Origin of the sequence: Serratia sp. CY27727, from assembly GCF_052169275.1 — a bacterium.
GTDB lineage: Bacteria > Pseudomonadota > Gammaproteobacteria > Enterobacterales > Enterobacteriaceae > Serratia > Serratia sarumanii.
Map to the genome: position 1 here is coordinate 106,250 of NZ_JBJNLB010000002.1, position 12,882 is coordinate 119,131.

General features: G+C 60.4%; 14 protein-coding genes and 1 tRNA gene. 12 read left to right on the forward strand and 3 right to left on the reverse strand.

Translation table 11 applies throughout. From position 1 onward, the window contains the following. Nucleotides 1-14: 14 nt before the first annotated feature. Nucleotides 15-1,289: a lactonase family protein gene (locus ACJ8HB_RS05410; RefSeq protein ID WP_223307144.1), complete on the forward strand. Its 1,275-nt coding sequence runs from the start codon at nt 15-17 to the stop codon at nt 1,287-1,289. Nucleotides 1,290-1,383: 94 nt separating this feature from the next. Here the strand turns inward: ACJ8HB_RS05410 and ACJ8HB_RS05415 are convergent. Next, nucleotides 1,384-1,458 (reverse strand) — tRNA-Arg (locus tag ACJ8HB_RS05415). Nucleotides 1,459-1,587: 129 nt separating this feature from the next. After that, nucleotides 1,588-2,514, reverse strand: coding sequence for a formate/nitrite transporter family protein (locus tag ACJ8HB_RS05420; protein WP_033653720.1), 927 nt, complete (start codon nt 2,512-2,514; stop codon nt 1,588-1,590). A gap of 220 nt (nt 2,515-2,734) precedes the next feature. Between ACJ8HB_RS05420 and ccmA the strand changes: the two genes are divergently transcribed. From ccmA to mlaA, 10 genes are all read left to right on the forward strand, one after another. Next, nucleotides 2,735-3,367, forward strand: coding sequence for a cytochrome c biogenesis heme-transporting ATPase CcmA (ccmA, locus tag ACJ8HB_RS05425; RefSeq protein ID WP_033653721.1), 633 nt, complete (start codon nt 2,735-2,737; stop codon nt 3,365-3,367). Beyond that, nucleotides 3,367-4,026 carry a heme exporter protein CcmB gene (ccmB, locus tag ACJ8HB_RS05430; protein WP_025303731.1) on the forward strand — a complete coding sequence of 220 codons (660 nt, stop codon included), beginning with the start codon at nt 3,367-3,369 and terminating at the stop codon, nt 4,024-4,026. Before ccmA ends, ccmB begins: the two co-directional genes overlap by 1 nt. A gap of 119 nt (nt 4,027-4,145) precedes the next feature. Then, a complete protein-coding gene (locus ACJ8HB_RS05435) occupies nt 4,146-4,883 on the forward strand; it encodes a heme ABC transporter permease (protein WP_004936270.1) in 738 nt (245 codons plus the stop codon). Beyond that, nucleotides 4,880-5,116 (forward strand): heme exporter protein CcmD, encoded by a 237-nt coding sequence (ccmD, locus tag ACJ8HB_RS05440; RefSeq protein ID WP_004936267.1) that lies wholly within the window; start codon nt 4,880-4,882, stop codon nt 5,114-5,116. Before ACJ8HB_RS05435 ends, ccmD begins: the two co-directional genes overlap by 4 nt. Next, nucleotides 5,113-5,607, forward strand: a complete 495-nt coding sequence (gene ccmE / locus ACJ8HB_RS05445; RefSeq protein WP_004936264.1) for a cytochrome c maturation protein CcmE — start codon at nt 5,113-5,115, stop codon at nt 5,605-5,607. Before ccmD ends, ccmE begins: the two co-directional genes overlap by 4 nt. Next, entirely contained in the window at nt 5,604-7,574 is a 1,971-nt protein-coding gene (locus tag ACJ8HB_RS05450) for a heme lyase CcmF/NrfE family subunit (protein WP_033648089.1), read from the forward strand. The genes ccmE and ACJ8HB_RS05450 overlap by 4 nt, the downstream gene beginning before the upstream one ends. Then, entirely contained in the window at nt 7,571-8,122 is a 552-nt protein-coding gene (locus ACJ8HB_RS05455) for a DsbE family thiol:disulfide interchange protein (RefSeq protein ID WP_047571133.1), read from the forward strand. The genes ACJ8HB_RS05450 and ACJ8HB_RS05455 overlap by 4 nt, the downstream gene beginning before the upstream one ends. Further along, nucleotides 8,119-8,586, forward strand: coding sequence for a cytochrome c-type biogenesis protein (locus ACJ8HB_RS05460; RefSeq protein WP_047571135.1), 468 nt, complete (start codon nt 8,119-8,121; stop codon nt 8,584-8,586). The genes ACJ8HB_RS05455 and ACJ8HB_RS05460 overlap by 4 nt, the downstream gene beginning before the upstream one ends. Beyond that, a complete protein-coding gene (gene ccmI, locus ACJ8HB_RS05465; protein ID WP_047571136.1) occupies nt 8,586-9,800 on the forward strand; it encodes a c-type cytochrome biogenesis protein CcmI in 1,215 nt (404 codons plus the stop codon). Before ACJ8HB_RS05460 ends, ccmI begins: the two co-directional genes overlap by 1 nt. Before the next feature lie 28 nt (nt 9,801-9,828). Continuing rightward, nucleotides 9,829-10,587 (forward strand): phospholipid-binding lipoprotein MlaA, encoded by a 759-nt coding sequence (gene mlaA / locus ACJ8HB_RS05470; RefSeq protein WP_033635394.1) that lies wholly within the window; start codon nt 9,829-9,831, stop codon nt 10,585-10,587. Between the two features lie 107 nt (nt 10,588-10,694). On the opposite strand, the gene fadL is transcribed toward mlaA, so the two are convergent. Continuing rightward, complete coding sequence (gene fadL / locus ACJ8HB_RS05475; protein ID WP_033635393.1) at nt 10,695-12,017, reverse strand: long-chain fatty acid transporter FadL; 1,323 nt, start codon at nt 12,015-12,017, stop codon at nt 10,695-10,697. Nucleotides 12,018-12,422: 405 nt separating this feature from the next. On the opposite strand from fadL, the gene ACJ8HB_RS05480 reads away from it, so the two are divergent. Then, nucleotides 12,423-12,719, forward strand: coding sequence for a YfcZ/YiiS family protein (locus tag ACJ8HB_RS05480; protein WP_072270419.1), 297 nt, complete (start codon nt 12,423-12,425; stop codon nt 12,717-12,719). Nucleotides 12,720-12,882 lie beyond the last annotated feature (163 nt).

Genomic DNA, 12,882 nt, shown 5'->3' on the forward strand with positions numbered 1-12,882 from the left:
GAAAAGGAAACATCATGAGTATAGAGAAATCCCCCGATTCGATGAATAAGCGTCATTATGCGCGCCGTATGCTACCTTTGACATTGTCTGTGTCTGGCGGAGCGAGCGTGGCCGGTTTAGCCAGGCAGGCCATTCAATTCGCGTTGGCATTAACTCTTTTCATGTTTTCAGGAAATGCGATGGCAAATAATCGGGAGCATCAGCAAATAGCGTTAGTCGGCTCCTGGACCCATATTCCGGATGCGCCTGCGGTGCAGAAACCGGCGCACCCCAGTGAAGGCCTCTATCGTCTGGCGGTTAATGGCGACGGCACATTAACGCTGCTCGACGTGATTAAAATGAAAAGCCCGTCATGGATCGTAAAATCTCGCGATGGCCGTTTCGCCTATGTCACCAATGAGGAGAACGCGGGAACGGTCACTGCCTTGGCGATAGACAAAGACGGCGCCGTGCGGGTGCTGAATACGGTGAGCAGCGCGGGTCGGCAGCCGACGCATGCCACCCTCAGCCCGGATGGCAAGTTTCTGTTTGTCGCCAACTACTCCGTCGCCAAAGGCGGCGCGGGGGTGACGGTATTACCGATTGGCGGCGACGGCAAACTGGGAGAACGGGTGCAGCATTTTCCGTTCACGCCCGGCTCCGGCGTCGTGCAGGGGCGCCAGGAAGGGGGCCATGCGCACTCCACCACCTTCAGCCGCGATGGCCAATACCTGTACGCGGCGGATCTCGGCGGGGACAAACTGCGCGCCTACCGCTATCGCTCGGACAACGCGCAGCCTTTGCAGGCGGATGCTTCGCGCGATGTCGCCTTCGCACCCGGCGCCGGCCCACGGCACATGGCGTTCTCGCCAGAAGGGGAATACGCCTACGTCATCACTGAAATGGCGAGTGAAATCGAGGTGTTTGCCGTCAGCGACCATCGATTGACGCGGCAAGGGAAGGTGAAACTGAACGGCGGGCAGGATTCAGCGGAGGCGAAAAGCGGTGGGGCAATAATCCTCAGCCCGAGCGGCAGATATCTTATTGCCACCAATCGCGGTGCCGATAACCACCTGCTGGTATTAAAAATTGGCGAGGATGGGCTGCCAGATGTGCCAACGCGCTATGAGGCCGGTGGCATTGAGCCGCGTGCGCTCGCTTTCGATGCCGGCGGTAACCATCTCTATGTGACGAATGTGTTTACCAATACCGTTATGTTGTTCGATTTCGATGATGAGAAGGGCGAGTTGCAGGCCAGAGGGCAGGCGACGACGGTTTCTACTCCGACGGATATTAAGTTTTTTAATTAATGCCAATCATAACGCTCGGGGGAAATCGAATCTGAACGGGGGAAAAGGGCGGATTGCGGGTGCAGATGACGGGGAATGGCTGGACAAGAAAGAATGGTGTCCCCGACTGGAATCGAACCAGTAACTAGCCCTTAGGAGGGGCTTGTTATATCCGTTTAACTACGGGGACGCTGCGGGCCGGCAACCGAAGCTGCCGGGGCATTATACCTTTTTTTACCCGCAGAATAAGCGCTTAGCGGCGCGTTTGCTCAATACCTCGCCAGTTCATGCCGAAATTTCCTCGGCTAACCGACGGCGATCACGGTTTTTCCCCGCCGTGGCGCCGTTTTTCCTCTTGCAGACGCGCCGCCCGATTTTTGGCGCTCAAATCGTTGCGGATCTGCGCGTGGCTTATCAGCGCAAAGATAAAGGTGCCGCCGATGATGTTGCCCGCCAGCGTCGGCAGGGCGAACGGGTAAATGAATTCTTGCCATTCAATCGCGCCGTTGAACGCCAGATAGAGGATCTCGACAGAGCCGACCACGATATGGGTCAGATCGCAAATCGCCACCAGGTAGGTCATCAGCACGATCACCCAGATTTTCGCCGCGCCGGCGGCCGGGAACATCCACACCATGGTGGCGATGATCCAGCCGGCCAGGATGCCGTTGGCGAACATTTCTCCCGGCGTATGGCGCATCACCTCTTCGCCCAGGCTGATGAAGGCGCCGCGCGTCTCGGCGTCGAACAGCGGCATATGGGTAAACGCCAGCGCCGCCAGCCCGGTGCCGATCAGGTTGCCGAGCAGCACCACCCCCCACAGGCGCAGCAGGATCAGCAGGTTGCGCGGCGTGGGTTTATGCATGATTGGCAATACCGCCGTGACGGTATTTTCGGTAAACAGCTGCTGGCGCGCCATGATGACAATGATGAAACCGAAGGTGTAGCCGAGGTTCTCGATAAAAAAGCGGCTGGGATCGTCCGGCAGGCGGGCGTGGAAAATGCCCTTTGCCGCCAGCGAGGCGCCCATCGACAGCCCGGCGGCGATCGCCGACCACAGCAATGCCAGCCAGTCGCGCTCCAGCTCTTTTTCGCCTTCCATCCGGATCTGTTCATGCACCGCCGCCGCGCGCGAAGGCAGATTTTCTTCCCTGACTTCGATTTCGCGCTTGCCCTGTTCCTGTTCTTCGCTCTCTACCTGCATCGTCTCATCCGGCTCGTGCTCCTGGCGTCGCTGTTCGTTCATGCTGTCGCTCCTGCTTCATAAGGGTGAGTTCACGTCATTAAGCGTAGTTAAATGCGGCGAAATACAGAAAAAGGTAACAAGAGTTAAAATCCGCCGATTTTTTCCACGCATTCTTGATCCTGCTCGCCATATTGGCCCGTCGGCGCGCCCGCCGCGGGCTGCGTGCGGGGAAAGGCTTATGCTATGATTCGCTATCCCAAAGAAAAATATGAGTTCCCCGATGCTGGAAGCCAAAAGTCTGAGTTGCGTGCGCGATGAGCGCATCCTGTTTAGCGAGCTAAGCTTTTCAGTTCAGCCGGGCGATATCATTCAGGTAGAAGGGCCGAACGGCGCGGGCAAGACCAGTTTACTGCGCATTCTCGCCGGCCTGGCGCGGCCGGACGGCGGCGAGGTGTGCTGGCGCGGGCGCAACACGCTGCGCGATCGCGCGAATTACCAGCAAGATTTGCTGTTTATCGGCCATCAGCCCGGCATCAAAGCCGTATTGACGCCCTTCGAAAATCTGCAGTTTTATCAAGCGGTGCGCGGCGCGGCCGAGCATCAGGCCATCTGGCGCGCGCTGGAGCAGGTGGGGCTGGTGGGTTACGAGGATCTGCCGGTGGCGCAGCTTTCCGCCGGGCAGCAGCGGCGCGTGGCGCTGGCGCGGCTGTGGCTCAGCGCGGCGCCGCTGTGGATCCTTGATGAACCGCTGACGGCGATCGACAAACAGGGCGTGGCCGAGTTGATTAGCCTTTTTGAACAACATGCGCAGCGGGGCGGCATGGTATTGTTGACCACCCATCAGGATTTGGCCGGCGTCGGCCAAACGGTGGGCAAAGTTCGTTTGGCGGAACACGACGCGGGGAGTTTGTGATGTTTTTGACCCTGGTGCGCCGCGAACTGAAGATCGCCTGCCGTAAAGGCTCGGAGATCGTCAACCCGCTGTGGTTTTTCCTGATAGTGATCACGCTGTTCCCGTTGGGGATTGGCCCGGAGCCGCAGCTGCTGGCGCGCATTGCGCCGGGCATCGTGTGGGTGGCGGCGCTGCTGGCCTCGCTGCTGTCGCTGGAGCGGCTGTTTCGCGATGATTTCCTCGATGGCTCGCTGGAGCAGCTGTTGCTGCTGCCGACGCCGCTGCCGATGACGGTGCTGGGCAAAGTGTGTGCTCACTGGGTCGTGACGGGTCTGCCGCTGCTGATCCTGTCGCCGCTGGTGGCGCTGCTGCTGTCACTCGATATGCAGACCTGGCTGGCGGTGGCGGGGACGCTGCTGCTCGGCACGCCGACGCTGAGCCTGATCGGCGCTATCGGCGTGGGGTTGACCGTCGGCCTGCGCAAAGGGGGCGTGCTGCTCAGCCTGCTGGTGCTGCCGCTGTATATTCCGGTGCTGATCTTCGCCACCGGGGCGATCGACGCCGCTTCGATGGGCATGCCGATCGACGGTTACCTGGCGATACTCGGCGCGATGCTGGCGGGCAGCGTGACATTGGCGCCGTTTGCCACCGCGGCGGCGCTGCGAGTGAGCGTACACTAGCTAACGTATTGAATGAACAGACGGGCAAGGCCGACAAGAGCGTACCCCGCAGAAGATTTTCGCCGTTTCGATCGCTCGGGGCGGCCGACGCATAAAAATTACCGTGAGCACTGACGACAATGTGGAAATGGTTACATCAACTGGCGCGGCCTGAACGGCTGTATCACGTCTGCGGCCGCTTTATCCCCTGGCTGGGGCTGGCGGCGGCGGCTTGCCTGCTGCTTGGCTGGGCATGGGGCTTTGGTTTCGCGCCGAAGGATTATCAGCAGGGCGACAGCTTCCGCATCATTTATATTCACGTGCCGGCGGCCATGTGGTCGATGGGCATCTACGCCTCGATGGCGGTGGCGGCGTTTATCGGCCTGGTGTGGCAGATGAAAATGTCCGATACCGTAGTGGCGGCGATGGCGCCGATCGGCGCGGTGTTCACCTTTATCGCGCTGGTGACCGGCTCCGCCTGGGGCAAGCCGATGTGGGGCACCTGGTGGGTGTGGGATGCGCGTCTGACCTCCGAGCTGGTGCTGCTGTTCCTCTATATGGGCGTCATCGCGCTGTACAACGCTTTCGAAGACCGCCGCCTGGCGGGCCGCGCCGCCGGGATTCTGGTGCTGGTGGGTGTGGTGAATATCCCGATCATCCATTTCTCGGTCGAATGGTGGAATACGCTGCATCAGGGTTCGACCAACATGCAGCAGTCCATCGCGCCGAGTATGCGCACCCCGCTGCGCTGGGCGATCCTCGGCTACCTGCTGCTGTTCGTCACGCTGACGCTGATGCGCCTGCGCAATCTGATCCTGTTCCAGGAGCGCCAGCGCCCGTGGGTCGCCGGGCTGGTGAATAAGGAGCGTCAGTCATGAATGCCGCATTCGATTCCTGGTCGGCGTTTTTCGCCATGGGCGGTTACGCCTTCTATGTCTGGCTGGCGGTCGCCGCCACGCTGATTTCGCTGTTGGGGCTGGTGGCGCACACCGTCTGGCAACGGCGCCAGCTGCTCGCCGAGATCGGCCGCCGTCAGGCGCGCGAGCGGCGCATTCGCCATGCGCAACAATCAAAACAAAAATCCGCCGCACCGCGGGAGAAATCATTGTGAATCCACGTCGTAAAAGCCGCCTTTATCTGGCGATCGTTGTGCTGATCGGCATCGCGCTGACCGCGACCCTGATGCTGTACGCGCTGCGCTCCAATATCGATCTGTTCTATACCCCGGGTGAAATTTTGCAGGGCAAGGGCGAGAATCATGAGAAGCCCGAGGTCGGCCAGCGGCTGCGCATCGGCGGCATGGTGATGCCGGGCTCGGTGAAACGCGATCCCAATACGCTGCAGGTCAGCTTCAAGATTTACGACGCGCGCGGCGCGATCGGCGTGACCTACACCGGCATTCTGCCGGACCTGTTCCGCGAAGGGCAGGGCGTGGTGGCGCAGGGCGTGCTGGGTGAGGGCAACGTGGTCAATGCGCGCGAAGTGCTGGCCAAACACGACGAGAAATACACCCCGCCGGAAGTGGCCGACGCGATGAAAGAGAACCACAAAGGCCCGGCGGAAGCGTATAACGCGCCGCAGGCGGAGGGCGCCAAGTCATGATGCCGGAACTGGGCAGTTTTCTGCTGTGCCTGGCGCTGGCGATCGCGCTGCTGCTGAGCATTTACCCGCAGTGGGGCGCGGCGCGGCAGGACAGCCGCATGATGGCGGTGGCCCGGCCGCTGACCTACGGCATGTTCGCCGCGATTGCGCTGGCGTTCCTGTGCCTGGTGCACGCCTTCGTGGTCAACGATTTTACCGTCGCCTACGTGGCCACCAACTCCAATACCCAACTGCCGGTGTATTACCGCATCGCCGCCACCTGGGGGGCGCATGAAGGTTCGCTGCTGCTGTGGGTGCTGCTGCTGAGCTGCTGGTCGCTGGCGGTGGCGTTGTGCAGCCGGGCGATGCCGCAGGATGCGGTGGCGCGGGTGCTGTCGGTGATGGGGATGATCACCGCCGGTTTCCTGCTGTTCATCATCATGACCTCCAATCCGTTCACCCGCACGTTGCCGAACTTCCCGATCGACGGCAGCGATCTCAACCCGCTGCTGCAGGATATCGGCCTGATCTTCCACCCGCCGCTGCTGTATATGGGCTATGTCGGCTTCTCGGTCGCCTTCGCGTTCGCCATCGCCTCGCTGATGGCCGGCCGGCTCGACACCGCCTGGGCGCGCTGGTCGCGCCCGTGGACCACCGCCGCTTGGGTGTTTCTCACGCTGGGCATCGTGCTCGGATCGGCCTGGGCCTACTATGAGCTGGGCTGGGGCGGTTGGTGGTTCTGGGATCCGGTGGAGAATGCCTCCTTTATGCCGTGGTTGGCCGGCACCGCGCTGATGCATTCGCTGGCAGTGACCGAAAAACGCGGCACGTTCAAAGCCTGGACGGTGCTGCTGGCGATCACCGCCTTTTCGCTGTGCCTGCTGGGCACCTTCCTGGTGCGTTCCGGCGTGCTGGTCTCGGTGCACTCCTTCGCCTCCGATCCGGCGCGCGGCATGTTTATCCTCGCCTATCTGGTGATCGTGATCGGTGGTTCGCTGCTGCTGTACGCGGTCAAGGGCGGCCAGGTGCGCAGCCGGGTGCAGCACGAGACCTTCTCGCGCGAGACCTTCCTGCTGGGCAACAACGTGCTGCTGATCGCCGCCATGCTGGTGGTGCTGTTGGGCACGCTGCTGCCGCTGGTACACAAACAGCTGGGGCTGGGCAGCATCTCGATCGGCGAGCCGTTCTTCAACACCATGTTCACCTGGCTGATGGCGCCGTTGGCGCTGCTGTTGGGCATCGGCCCGCTGGTGCGCTGGCGCCGCGATGAGCCGAGCAAGCTGTGGCGCCGCCTCGGCGTGGCGCTGTTGGCGACGCTGGCGCTGTCGATTCTGCTGCCGTGGCTGCTGCAGGACAGTATCGCCGGCATGACGGTGGTGGGCCTGATCATGGCGCTGTGGGTGATCATCCTGACGCTGATGGAACTGCATGAGCGTGCCACCCACCGTCACGGTTTCTGGCGCGGCCTGCGGCAGCTGTCCCGCAGCCACTGGGGCATGGTGCTCGGCCACCTCGGCGTGGCGGTGACGGTGATCGGCATCGCCTTCAGCCAGAACTACAGCGTGGAGCGCGACGTGCGGATGAAGGCCGGCGACAGCGTGGATATCCACAACTATCACTTCGTGTTCCGCGACGTGCATGACATTCGCGGCCCGAACTACAGCGGCGGCGTCGGCATCATCGACGTCACGCGCAACGGCAAGCCGGAGGCGACGCTGCGCGCGGAGAAACGCTACTACAGCGTGGCGCGCAGCATGATGACCGAGGCGGCGATCGACGGCGGTTTCAGCCGCGATCTGTATGCGGCGCTGGGCGAGGAGCTGGAGGACGGTTCCTGGGCGGTGCGCCTGTATTACAAACCTTTTGTGCGCTGGATTTGGTTCGGCGGCGTCTTTATGGCGATTGGCGGCCTGCTGTGCATCCTCGACCCGCGTTACCGCATGAGCAAAAAACTCAAGCGCGAAGGCAAGCTGGAGACGCAACCATGAAGCGCAATCTGCTGTTTATCCCGTTGGTCCTCTTCCTGCTGCTGGTGGCGGCGCTGATGGTGCAGCTGACGCGCAACGCCGGCGGCGAAGATCCGACCATGCTGGAATCGGCGCTGATCGGCAAGCCGGTGCCGACCTTCAGGCTGGAATCGCTGGATCAGCCCGGCAAAACCTACGATCAGGCGGTGTTGCGCGACGGCAAGCCGATATTGCTCAACGTCTGGGCCACCTGGTGCCCGACCTGCCGCGCGGAACACCAGTATCTCAACACGCTGGCGGCGCGCGGCGTGCGGGTGGTTGGCCTGAACTACAAAGACGATCGCGCCAAGGCGGTGACCTGGCTGAATTCCCTCGGCAATCCCTACGCCCTCAGCCTGTACGACGGCGACGGCATGCTGGGGTTGGATCTCGGGGTGTACGGCGCGCCGGAGACCTTTCTCATCGACGGCCAGGGGATTATTCGCTATCGCCACGCCGGTGACATGAATGAGCGTGTCTGGCAGCAGGAAGTGCTGCCGCTGTATAAAAAGTACGGAGGTGAGGCATGAGGCTGATTGTCCTGCTGTGCGCCGCGCTGCTGAGCTGGAGCGCCGCCGCGGCGATCGATACCTATCGCTTCAACTCCGTCGAGCAGGAGCAGCAGTATCGCGAGTTGACCGAACAGCTGCGCTGCCCGAAATGTCAAAACAACAGCATTGCCGATTCCAACGCCATTATCGCCGCCGACATGCGCACCAAGGTGTACGAGCTGATGATGCAGGGGCAAAGCAAGCAGCAGATCATCGATTACATGGTGGCGCGCTACGGCAACTTCGTCACCTACGAGCCGCCGGTAACGCCGGCGACGCTGATCTTGTGGATCGGCCCGCTGCTGTTCGTGTTGATCGGCGGGGCGGTGGTGATCCTGCGCGCCCGGCGCCGGCCCGACGCGGCGGTGGACGATGTATTCTCCGAACGGGAACGGCAGCGCCTGGCGGCGCTGTTGCAAGAGACTGACAGGAAGAAACCCTAATGGCTTTTTGGCTGATTATTTGCGTGTTGCTGGCTGGCGCCGCCGCGTTGCTGGTGGTGCCGGCAATGCGCCACGGCAAGCAGAGCGCCGCCACGCGCGATGCGTTGAACAAGGCTTTTTATCAGGATCGTCTCAGCGAGCTGGAGCAGGACGAGCAGCAGGGCGTGGTGGCCGAGCGCCCGGAGCTGGTGAAAGAGCTGCAACAGAACCTGTTGAACGACATCCCGGCCGAGCAAGCGGCGCAGGCGAAACCGATCAATCGTTGGGCGCTGGTGCCGGGCGTGCTGTTATTGCTGGCGGTGACCGTTGGCTTTTATCTGAAAACCGGCGGATTGGCGCAGGTGCTGGACTGGCGTCTGGTGCAGGCGCAAATGCCGGAATTGCGCGAGCGCGTCGCCAATGAGCGCGCCAAACCGCTGAGCATGGAAGAGATCGCCCGCCTCGGGCTGGGGCTGCGCACCGCGCTGCAGCAGGACGATCGCAACATCAACGACTGGATGATGCTGGGGCGCGTCGGCATGGCGTTGAACAACGCCACCACCGCCACGCAGGCGTTTGCCCATGCTTATCAATTGGATCCGAATAGTCTGGAAGTGCGGCTCGGCTATGCCGAGGTCTTGACGCGCTCCAACGATCCGGAGGATAACAAGCAGGCGACGCAGCTGCTGCGGCGCATGATCGCGGAAAACCACGGCGATCCGCGGGTGCTGAGCCTGTTGGCGTTCAATGCCTTCGAACAGGGCGATTTCAAGCAGGCGATCGGGGCCTGGCAGGTGATGCTGCAGCTGCTGCCGGCCAACGATCCGCGCGCGGAAGTGATAAAGCGCAGCATTGCACAAGCAAAAGCCCAGGCAGGCGGAGAAAATGTTAAACTGAATGTGACCGTTTCGCTGTCACCGCAGGCGGCGAAAGCCTTGCCGGCGCAGGGGACGCTGGTCATTTCGGTCACTGACGGCGTCAGCTCGGTGCCGGTGGCGGTAAAACAATTGCCGCTGAGCCGTTTTCCGCTGTCTTTCTCTCTGGATGACAGCAACGCCATGATGCCCGAGCGTCTGCTCTCGGCGCAGCATCAGGTGCAGGTGCGTGTGCGCCTCTCACAGGACGGATTGGCCACGCCGCAGCCGGGGGACTGGTTCGGCGAAAGCTCGCTGCAGACATTCAGCGGTAAAGAGCAGGTTAGCGTTCAGATAAACAAGCAGGTCACTGAAAAATAAGACCGAACGTGTTTTTATGGAGAAAAATATGAACTTTCGCCTGACTGGGGTGGCATTCGCAACGGTATTACTGGTGGGCTGTGCCAGCGCGCCAGACAACGATCCGCAAGGGCGTTCCGATCCTCTGGAAGGATTCAACCGGACGATGTTCGACTTCAACTACAACGTCCTGGATCCCTATATCCTGCGTCCGGTCGCGGTGGCCTGGCGTGACTACGTGCCGATGCCGGCGCGTAACGGCATCAGCAACTTCACCTCCAACCTGGAAGAGCCGGCCAGCATGGTCAACGCCTTCCTCAAGGGCGACCCTTACCGCGGGATGATTCACTTCAACCGCTTCTTCCTGAACACCCTGCTCGGGATGGGCGGCCTGATCGACGTGGCCGGCATGGCCAACCCGAAACTGGCGCGCGAAGAGCCGAACCGCTTCGGCAGCACGTTGGGGCATTACGATGTGGGTTACGGCCCGTACGTGATGCTGCCGGGCTACGGCAGCTTCACCCTGCGTGAAGACGGCGGCGACTTTGCGGATACGCTGTATCCGATGCTGAGCTACCTCACCTTCTGGATGTCGGCGGGCAAATGGGTGGTCGAGGGGATCGAAACCCGCGCCCAGCTGCTGGATTCCGACGGCCTGCTGCGCAACTCCTCCGATCCTTACATCATGGTGCGCGAAGCTTACTTCCAGCGCCACGACTTCATCGCCAACGGCGGCTCGCTCAAGCCGGAAGAGAACCCGAACGCCAAGGCGATTCAGGGCGAACTGGACGAGATCGACTCGCAGTAATCACGGGCGTCACGCCAATGAAAAACCCGCCGGCAGGCGGGTTTTTTATGCCGGCGGCAGGCAAAGAAAAAGCGCCCCGCGGGGCGCTTTGGCATCCTCAGGCGAGATTAGAAGCGGTAGTTGAAGTTGGCGCCGTACAGCCAGGCTTTACCTTCAGAGTTGAAGGTGTAAGGGCCTTCTTTGATGGTGACTTTCTGGCCGTGCATGTAGGAAACGCCGACGTCGACCGACGCGTCTTTGTTGAACGCATAGGTAGTACCGGCACTCAGCCAGAAACGGTCCTGATCCGGAATGGAAATCGAACGGTTCTGTGCTGGCACTGGGCTGTCATCGAAGGCGATACCGGTACGGAAGGTCCAGTTGTCGTCGTAGAAGTAGGTGGTACCCAGCGCGATGCGGTAAGCGTCTTTGAAGCCTTCATGCTTCTCGAACAGCGTTTGGCCGTTGTTGCCGGTGGCTCTCAGCTCCTGGAACTGGCTCCAGCTGGTGTAGGCCAGGCTGTAGTGGATGGCCCACTGCGGCGCCACTTTGTTGTAACCGGACAGCTCCCACATTTCCGGCAGGTGCAGGCTCAGAGAACCCGGAATGGTGTTGCCGTTGGTGCCCCACGGAAGACCTCTAGAGGTCAGCAGCGGGTTGAAGGCAGAAGGCAGGCTGCTCTTGTAATCGCCGTCGAAGTCGATTTTCACTTCAGAGCGGTAGGTGAGGCCGTAACGGTTGTTTTCATCCACTTCGTACAGAATACCGGCGTTCCAACCGAAGCCCCATTCGTCGCCTTTCAGGTGCGAAATCTGGGTATCTGCCGGGATCTGCGAAACAGGGCCGGCTAGCTGCGGCGGTAATTGGCCGGAACCGGCGATGAGCTTCGGCAATTCACCGGCGTAACGTTCCAGTTTGGCTTTGGCGTACACCGCATCGAAGCCCAGACCGAAGCTGAAGTGTTGATTCAGACGGTATGCGCCGCTGAGGTTCAGGTTGAGGGTGGTCAGATCGGTCTTGCCGCCGTAAGCGCCGGCGGTATAGCCGTCGTTGAATTCTGTCGCCAGACCGTAGTTGCTGGTGACCGAGCCGCCTACGGCGAACTGATCGTTAATCGGGTGAACATAATGCAGGTTCGGCACCCAGGCGGTCGGCGCGATGTTTTTCGAATCCAAACTGGCGCCGGAAGGGGATTGACCGGTAATGTCAACGTCCGGGTCGATGAAGACCGCGCCGAAAGAAAGTTCCGGGCGGGTATACATCATCAGCAACGCCGGGTTGCGGCTTGCGGAGGCCGCCGTATCCGCCATGGCGCCTTCGCCAGAATACGAACGTCCTAAACCAGCTGATGAGAACTCATTCAGCTGGAATCCTGCGGCAGACACGTTTGAAGAGATAATTGCCACTGCAGCTGCGAGAGCTGATTTAGTCAATAGGTTTTTCTGGCTCATGACCAAAACCTCATTATGTGTTTATTATTTAAACTATTGTTACACGAGGTAACAAGGAGCGCGGGATTGTAGGGTCCGTTATCGTTCAGACAAATCAGACCAGTGGCTGAAGTATAGGTCTGACCTGTGAAAATGTTGCAAGTTTGTTTTTGAAATATTTCCAACCTGATATCAAAAAAGAGATCTGCTTAACAAAACGCCAGCAGTAAATAACAAAATTCTTACCATTCCTTAGCAGGCGCTCATTTTTATTTGTGATTTCCATCACTTAAAACACCCATTAAAAGTAAGTGCTAGTGATTGCCGGCGTGGAAGCGTAAAATACCTGCAGAATTTTGTGGCTTTGTGCCGGTGAGTAAAACGGCAATTTGGGCTGATAACCGAGGCCTTTGAGGAGAACCAATCATGTCAGATGCAATTAATAAATGCAGCGCCCAGGAAACCGCCGCGTGTTGCTGTGTGGATGTCGGCACCGTGATGGATAACACCGATTGCACCGCGTCCTACAGCCAGGTGTTCAGCAATCAACAAGATGCGGAGGCGATGCTGGCCGCCCTGAGCGAAAAGGCGCACGCGGTCGAATCCGACCCTTGTGACATCAGCAGTAGCATTAAACCGGTTGACGGCGGCGTGCAGTTGGCGGCCGATTTTACCTTCGCCTGCCAGGCGGAAACCCTGATCTTCCAGCTCGGCCTGCGTTAATCCCCGTTTTACCCCGGCGCCGCCTGCCGCGTGCCGGGGACTGCCTTTCCCCACACCGCCCCCGATAGAAAGTGCGCCTGCTCGCAGTTTTGATCTCTGCCGGTTTGCCAAATGTAACCGTTTGGTTAACAATGACCTCATCAGGTCAGACCTCTTTCTGCCC

Excerpts from the sequence above, each read along its gene's own strand:
- ACJ8HB_RS05410 (WP_223307144.1), top strand. The coding sequence starts at position 15 with ATGAGTATAGAGAAATCCCCCGATTCGATGAATAAGCGTCATTATGCG.
- ACJ8HB_RS05420 (WP_033653720.1), bottom strand. The coding sequence starts at position 2,514 with ATGAACGAACAGCGACGCCAGGAGCACGAGCCGGATGAGACGATGCAG.
- ccmA (WP_033653721.1), top strand. The coding sequence starts at position 2,735 with ATGCTGGAAGCCAAAAGTCTGAGTTGCGTGCGCGATGAGCGCATCCTG.
- ACJ8HB_RS05450 (WP_033648089.1), top strand. The coding sequence starts at position 5,604 with ATGATGCCGGAACTGGGCAGTTTTCTGCTGTGCCTGGCGCTGGCGATC.
- ACJ8HB_RS05480 (WP_072270419.1), top strand. The coding sequence starts at position 12,423 with ATGTCAGATGCAATTAATAAATGCAGCGCCCAGGAAACCGCCGCGTGT.
- ccmI (WP_047571136.1), top strand. The coding sequence starts at position 8,586 with ATGGCTTTTTGGCTGATTATTTGCGTGTTGCTGGCTGGCGCCGCCGCG.
- fadL (WP_033635393.1), bottom strand. The coding sequence starts at position 12,017 with ATGAGCCAGAAAAACCTATTGACTAAATCAGCTCTCGCAGCTGCAGTG.
- ccmB (WP_025303731.1), top strand. The coding sequence starts at position 3,367 with ATGTTTTTGACCCTGGTGCGCCGCGAACTGAAGATCGCCTGCCGTAAA.
- mlaA (WP_033635394.1), top strand. The coding sequence starts at position 9,829 with ATGAACTTTCGCCTGACTGGGGTGGCATTCGCAACGGTATTACTGGTG.
- ACJ8HB_RS05455 (WP_047571133.1), top strand. The coding sequence starts at position 7,571 with ATGAAGCGCAATCTGCTGTTTATCCCGTTGGTCCTCTTCCTGCTGCTG.
- ACJ8HB_RS05435 (WP_004936270.1), top strand. The coding sequence starts at position 4,146 with ATGTGGAAATGGTTACATCAACTGGCGCGGCCTGAACGGCTGTATCAC.
- ACJ8HB_RS05460 (WP_047571135.1), top strand. The coding sequence starts at position 8,119 with ATGAGGCTGATTGTCCTGCTGTGCGCCGCGCTGCTGAGCTGGAGCGCC.
- ccmD (WP_004936267.1), top strand. The coding sequence starts at position 4,880 with ATGAATGCCGCATTCGATTCCTGGTCGGCGTTTTTCGCCATGGGCGGT.